The sequence below is a fragment of the Sphingomonas sp. genome, assembly GCF_031361285.1.
Lineage (GTDB): Bacteria > Pseudomonadota > Alphaproteobacteria > Sphingomonadales > Sphingomonadaceae > Sphingomicrobium.
This window is the reverse complement of record NZ_JANMCO010000034.1, coordinates 1-5,820: the sequence shown is the minus strand read 5'-3', so window position 1 is coordinate 5,820 and position 5,820 is coordinate 1. Positions and strand designations below refer to the sequence as shown.

8 protein-coding genes, 1 tRNA gene and 1 pseudogene are annotated in these 5,820 nt (G+C 65.5%); 4 read left to right on the top strand and 6 right to left on the bottom strand.

What is annotated here, in order from left to right:
* Both RMO25_RS03235 and RMO25_RS03230 read left to right on the top strand, forming a co-directional pair.
* A pseudogene (locus tag RMO25_RS03235) lies at positions 1-709 on the top strand (penicillin-binding protein); the annotation flags it as partial.
* 150 nt (positions 710-859) lie between these two features.
* Positions 860-1,018 (top strand): Flp family type IVb pilin, encoded by a 159-nt coding sequence (locus RMO25_RS03230; RefSeq protein WP_309661169.1) that lies wholly within the window; start codon positions 860-862, stop codon positions 1,016-1,018.
* Between the two features lie 237 nt (positions 1,019-1,255).
* Here the strand turns inward: RMO25_RS03230 and RMO25_RS03225 are convergent.
* Positions 1,256-1,331 (bottom strand) — tRNA-Ala (locus tag RMO25_RS03225).
* A 65-nt stretch (positions 1,332-1,396) separates the two neighbouring features.
* On the bottom strand, positions 1,397-1,714 hold the full coding sequence (locus RMO25_RS03220) for a TIGR02300 family protein (RefSeq protein ID WP_309661168.1): 318 nt from the start codon (positions 1,712-1,714) through the stop codon (positions 1,397-1,399).
* 150 nt (positions 1,715-1,864) lie between these two features.
* Here RMO25_RS03220 and cmk point away from each other — a divergent pair, with 150 nt between their 5' ends.
* Both cmk and RMO25_RS03210 read left to right on the top strand, forming a co-directional pair.
* The gene (cmk, locus tag RMO25_RS03215) at positions 1,865-2,488 is read left to right on the top strand and encodes a (d)CMP kinase (RefSeq protein WP_309661170.1); all 624 of its coding nucleotides are present in this window, start codon (positions 1,865-1,867) and stop codon (positions 2,486-2,488) included.
* 72 nt (positions 2,489-2,560) lie between these two features.
* A complete protein-coding gene (locus tag RMO25_RS03210) occupies positions 2,561-2,743 on the top strand; it encodes a hypothetical protein (protein ID WP_309661167.1) in 183 nt (60 codons plus the stop codon).
* 3 nt (positions 2,744-2,746) lie between these two features.
* Here RMO25_RS03210 and RMO25_RS03205 read toward each other — a convergent pair whose 3' ends face one another.
* The 4 genes from RMO25_RS03205 to RMO25_RS03190 all read right to left on the bottom strand — a co-directional run.
* Complete coding sequence (locus RMO25_RS03205; RefSeq protein ID WP_309661166.1) at positions 2,747-4,120, bottom strand: L,D-transpeptidase family protein; 1,374 nt, start codon at positions 4,118-4,120, stop codon at positions 2,747-2,749.
* A gap of 327 nt (positions 4,121-4,447) precedes the next feature.
* Positions 4,448-4,720 (bottom strand): hypothetical protein, encoded by a 273-nt coding sequence (locus RMO25_RS03200; RefSeq protein WP_309661165.1) that lies wholly within the window; start codon positions 4,718-4,720, stop codon positions 4,448-4,450.
* 13 nt (positions 4,721-4,733) lie between these two features.
* Complete coding sequence (locus RMO25_RS03195; protein WP_309661164.1) at positions 4,734-5,183, bottom strand: hypothetical protein; 450 nt, start codon at positions 5,181-5,183, stop codon at positions 4,734-4,736.
* A gap of 87 nt (positions 5,184-5,270) precedes the next feature.
* Positions 5,271-5,820 (bottom strand): hypothetical protein (locus RMO25_RS03190; protein WP_309661163.1); only part of this gene is annotated, 550 nt, incomplete at its 5' end.

The window sequence follows — 5,820 nt, the reverse complement described above, 5'->3', positions numbered from 1 at the left end:
CCGGTCGAGCAATGCGGCGACGGTGCGCCTGTCGGAAAGCGTCGGCCGGGCCAATGTCTTGCGCGCCGCGCGCGAGCTCGGCATTGCCAGCCCGCTGCCGAGCGGCCCCAGCGTCGCGCTCGGCACCGCCGGCGTCAGCCTTATCGAACTGACCTCGGCCTATGCGGCGATCGCCAGCGGCCGCTACCCGATCGCGCCGCGCGGGCTCGCGCTCGACGGCCAGGACGAAGGCTTTTCGAGCTACTTCCGCCGCGGCGGCAGCCTCGATCAGCGCCGCGACTGGGCGCCGATGCTCGACCTCCTCTGGGAAGCGGCCAACAAGGGCACCGGACGCCGCGCCGCGCTGGCGGTGCCGACCTTTGGCAAGACCGGCACCAGCCAAGACAATCGCGACGCCTTGTTCGTCGGCTTCGCCGGCAATCTGGTGGTCGGCGTGTGGGTCGGCCGCGACGACAATGGCTCGCTCGGCAAGATCACCGGCGGCACCGCGCCGGCGCTGATCTGGCGCAATTTCACGGTTCCGGCGCTCAGCCTCGACGGCCGCGCCGGGCCGCCGTTGCCGGCCACGTTCCGCGTGCCCGCGCCACCGCCGCCGCGCGCCCGCCATAAAAAGAGCCCGCTGCCCGACGACTGGAGCGAGGCCACCGCCGGTCTGCGCGACCTGGTCGGGCAAATCGAGAATTTAATCGAGGACGCCACGGCCAAGTGATGGCGCGATCATGGTTAATGTCCGGAAACCTCCCGCTTTAAGGCTTTCTCAACCCATTCGGGGCTAATTCCCCTTTCAACCTACGCGAACTGGCTGCGCAGGTGGGGGAACTTCGGTTCCTAGTTTAGTGGAGCCTTAAGGAGACCAGAGATGGCCAAGTTTTTGAAACTGATTAAAAATAGCAAGGGTGCGACCGCCATTGAATACGGCCTGATCGCTGCCCTCATCGCCGTTGCGGCGATTGGCGCGATGACCAGCATTGGTAGCGCGTTGAACAAGACCTTCACCAACGTTGCGAACGCCCTCTAAGGCATTCTAAACGGTGAAAAATGGGCGGCGGCGTCGAAAGACGCCGCCGTCTTTTTTTGTGCCCGGCTGAGCCTGGCTTTTGGCCTTACGCTTGGTGTCCGACGGTTTGCGTGGTGGCGGCTGGTTGTCGCGCGTCTCGCGTCCGGAGGTCCAGGCCGGCGGATCGCTCGCCGGAAAGCTATCGATCAGCGCTTTATCGACAATATACGACCCATCGCAGGCATGGCGTCGAGGGAATGGTGGAGCCGAGGGGGATCGAACCCCTGACCTCTGCAATGCCATTGCAGCGCTCTCCCAGCTGAGCTACGGCCCCGTTCGTTCGCGCCTTAAGCGAACTTCATTCCACTGAAAACTCGAAATTCCACCGGCGAAGGCTGGTTAAGCCTCGTCTTCGTCCGCCGCGGTCTCCACTCCGAGGCCGTCGTCGCCGGTCGCCAGATCGACTTCGTCGTCGGCCGACGGTTCCTCGTCCTCGGCGATCGCCAGCTCCTCGGCCTCGAGGTCGGCTTCCGCGACCGGCTCCTTGGCGACAGGCGCGGGCTCGAACGCCACCGGCTGCTTGGACTTCAATACCGGTTCGGGTACCCACTCATTGTGGCATTCGATGCAGTGCACCGGATTGTCCTTGCCGAGGTCGTAAAAGCGGGTCGAGCACTTGGGGCAAGTGCGCTTGGCGCCCCATTCGGGCTTCACCATGGTGAGTATCACTCCAGTTTTGGTCGGTTCGGCCGGGCTCCATAGGATGCTCCGCACCGTGCGGCGGGCGCCTTGCCATAGGCCGGGACCACTGTCAAAGCGCGACCCTTGACCGAGCATTCCGACAACGAGAACGTGGCGCCGGAGCGAATCCTGATCGCCGTCGACGGTCCCGGCGCGAGCGGCAAGGGGACCATTTCCCGCGCCCTGGCGGCGCATTTCCATCTTCCGCACATGGACACCGGAATGCTGTATCGCGCGGTGGCGTTGAACCTGTGGCGCTGGGGCGGCGACCCGGCAAGCGAGTTCGAGGCCTTGCGGGCGTGCGATGTCGCCGCAGTCGATCCCGACGATCCGGAGTTGAGGAGCGAGCCGATTTCGAGCATCGCCTCGCGGGTGTCAGCCTATCCCTCGGTCCGCACCGCTTTGCTCGATCGGCAGCGGCAGTTCGCGCAACAACCGGGTGGGGCAGTGCTCGACGGGCGCGATATTGGCACAATCGTCGCGCCCGATGCCGACGCCAAGCTGTTCGTCACCGCCTCGTCCGAGGTGCGCGCCCAGCGCCGCGTGCGCGAACTTTTGGAGCGCGGCTTGCCCGCCCATTACGAGGACGTGCTGACCGACATCCGGGCCCGCGACGAACGCGATTCATCTCGTGCCACGGCACCGCTACGGCAGGCCGGCGATGCCGACGTCCTCGACACCACCAGCCTCAATGTCGGCGAGGCGATCGCCGAGGCCATCCGACTGGTCGATCAACGCCTCAAGAAATAACACGAACTGTCGGGTCGCGGACTCGAATTACGGCCCCGTATCGATTATTATCCCGCTTCGGGGAGTGGCGTTATGGGGGAATACAGGCTGTATTGCCTGGACGGCGCAAAGCGCATCCAGCGCGCCGCCGAAGTCATCGCCGCGCAAGACGACGGACACGCGATCGACATCGCCCGCGGGCTCGACATGCCGATGGCGTGCGAGCTGTGGCAGGGCCGGCGGCTGGTCGCGTCGATCCCCGCAGCCAAAAGCTAGTCCTTAGTTCGATCGGGGAGTCGCAGCGGCCGCGCTGGGGGGATTGGTCGCCAGCTTGATCTCGGCCATGCCGGGCTCGGCCTTGGGATCGCGCCCGTAGACGTCGTCGGTAAAGGTCAACGCGGCGCCGTCGACGCCCGGAACGGCGGTCAGATAGGTGATGTAGACCGGCACCCCCTGGGCGAGCTGGACATGCTGCTCGGGGTCTGGCGACGGCGCCATGGGCTCGTGCCCCAGCAGCCAGCGGGCGAAGCGCTGCGCATCCTCGAGCCGGATGCAGCCGTGGCTGAACGTGCGCCGGGCCTTGGCGAAATACTCGCGCTTGGGCGTGTCGTGGAGATAGATGCCAAGATCGTTGGCGAAGCCGAACTTGATCGCTCCCATCATGTTGTTGGGCCCGGGCAACTGGCGCAGATGGACTCCGGTGGTGCCGGCGGCGACCGCTTTCCAGTCGATCGTGGCGGGATCGATCACGGTCCCCTGGCTGGTCCAGTCCGACGCCAGCTGGTAGCGCGCGGCCCGCAGGTAAGCGACGCCGCGTTTGAGCACGAGCGGCGCGATTTCGGCGCTCGCGGCATCGGCCGGGATGTTCCAATAGGGGTTGAAGGTCACATAATGGATGGTGCCGGCGAGCATCGGTGTCGGCGTCTTGGGCTTGCCGACGACCACTTTCATGGTGTCGACCTGGCGGCCGTCCTCGTACATCGAAAGCTGGGCGGTGGCGGCGTTGACGAGGATGAAACGGCCGCTCGCGGGGAGGATTCGGGCGCGCTCGAGGTTGGCGAGCAGGCGCGGGTCGGGGGCGCGGCCGCCGCCGGATTGCACCTGGCTCCACGCTGCGTCGCGCAGTTGGGCGTAGATCGGGTTGACGGCAGAGACCGCGCGGATGTGGGCGAGAAGCGACGGGGCGCGGGCGGCGTCGATCAGCACGCGGTCGGGTGCCGGGATTTTCAAGGCAAGCGCCGGGTCGCCATAGGCCAGGCCAGGCACCGGGGCGTTCAATGCGCGGACGTACTGGACCCAGGCGGCGGACAGCAATTTGTCTTCGGCGAGGTAAATAGCCAGTTTGGTTGTCGGGGACATTTGAACTCTGGCCAGCGCAGCATCGACCTGGCGGGCGAGGTCGGGGCCGTTGTCGAGCCCGTCGAGCGGGGCGCGTTCGAGGATCGCCGGCAGCAGCTTGGCTGCGGCCAGGCTCGAAGCGTCGCGGAACCAGATCGGGGCGTTGGCGCGCGCCGCGTAATAGGCATCGACCGCGGGGGTCGAGGGGAGGGGCGTGGCGGCGGCGAGCATTGGAGTTGGCGCGACCTGGGCCGAAGCGGGCGCGGCGCCGCACTGCAACGCTGCCGCTGCCGCCGTCAAGAATTGCGCCTTCATTCCCACCCGCTGCCTGTCCTTGCTCTTAGTCCTTGAACCTCAAACCCCTAACGCAACCCGCGGGGTCGCGGTCCCTCAATCAACAAATTACCCGCCATATCCTAATGCCTTGTGACCGCGGGGTCACAGTTTTGGGTGGGGGACCGGGTCGATTCGGGGGTGTGTGAGTTTCGTGAGTTTCGGGAACCTGGTGGTCCGATGAGATGCTGGTCGCCGCCGCCGAGCGGGCAGGCGTGAGGGCTGCGCTGTAGGACATCGAATCAGCTTGGCTTGGAGTGTCTCACAGGCGAGGGGCTGTAGGACAGCGAATTCTTCCGGCTTAGCGCCTCACATCACGACTTCGTTGCCTTTTGTAAGCGGGCACTCTTTGACGCCGGGTGGATGGAGGTGGTTGCCGTGAGGCGTGTAGCCGGCGAGAATCATTCGATCGAGTTGAGCCTGGTCCTTTGGTAACGGAACCACGCTGGCTGACTTCTTAGTGGAATCCGGTCCGGACAGAGTCGAGTCGAGCGCGGCCGGCGACGGCGCGACGGTGTCGTCCGACGCCTGGCGCCCACAGGCGGACAGGCCCAACGCGAACAGCAGCATCAGTCGTTTCATCTCCATTCCTCCGTCATGCAAAGGTGCAAAAGCTCGGTCTGGCCGAGTCCCGGCAGATATCGGGTGCGTTGCGGGCCCCGCGCCAGTAATTCGTCAGCCCCAGCTGGCGGACCAGCTGGGCGTAGCCAGGTTCCTCCCGCGCCGCCGCAAGATTGGGCTCGAACAATACCTCGGTGTCGAAAAGTCCGCGGGTGTGCACAAGGTTCTTGGCTGCCTGGATGGCGGCAACGCGGGCCCCGAGAGCGGCGAGCGTTCCAACTACCAGCCGATCATTGTAGCGTGGATCGACTGCAAAGCTTTCCAGAGCCGCGACCGATTTCGCCCGAAGCGCGGCGTTTTGCGATTTCAATGCCTCAAAGGCAGCGGCCAGCGTGTTCCGCTGCAGGCTTGTCAGCGGGAGGTCGGCGGCCTTGAGCAGGGCGATCGCATCGTCGTAACGGTGGGTCCACAGCGCCGACTTCATCTTGAGCAATCGAAGCGAAGTCGCGTCAGGCCAAAGCGTGAGCGTATCGGACAGGATCCGGTCTGCTTCTTCGTTGCGGCCAACGACTTAGAGCGACTGGGCGAAACGAAGTTTGCTGAAGGGCGCCAGCGGGCGCATGGCTCGCGCCTGCTCATATTGCCCGACCGCTTCCTCCATGCGCCCCACGGAGGCGAGGAAGTCGCCATAGGCCTGACGCTCGCACCCGCACTCGGTCGGCCTGACGCTGATCGCCTTCTTGAGCAGCGCCTCGCGTTCGGCATAGCGATCGAGCGGCAGAAGCCCGGCAATCGCCATGTAGCCCTCGGGGTTTTGGCGATCGAGCTGCATCGATTTGCGTGCTGCCGCCATCCCTTCCTTGCGCAGCTGCTTCGCTTCCCCGGACTCACCGGCCGCGAGCGGCACGGCCGCCAGCGCCAGCGCCGACCAGCCAAACGAAAAATCAGGCACCGCGACCGTCACTCGGCGGGCGGCGTCGAGTTCCGCGGCCTGGGTGGCGGAGCCGCCCCAATGTTCGTTGCACCATTTAAAATAGAGAGACAGCGCCTGGTCCGACATCTTACTCTTGTAGGAGGAGGCGCCCCACAGGCCGCAACGGACGACCTGGCTTGCGCCAACC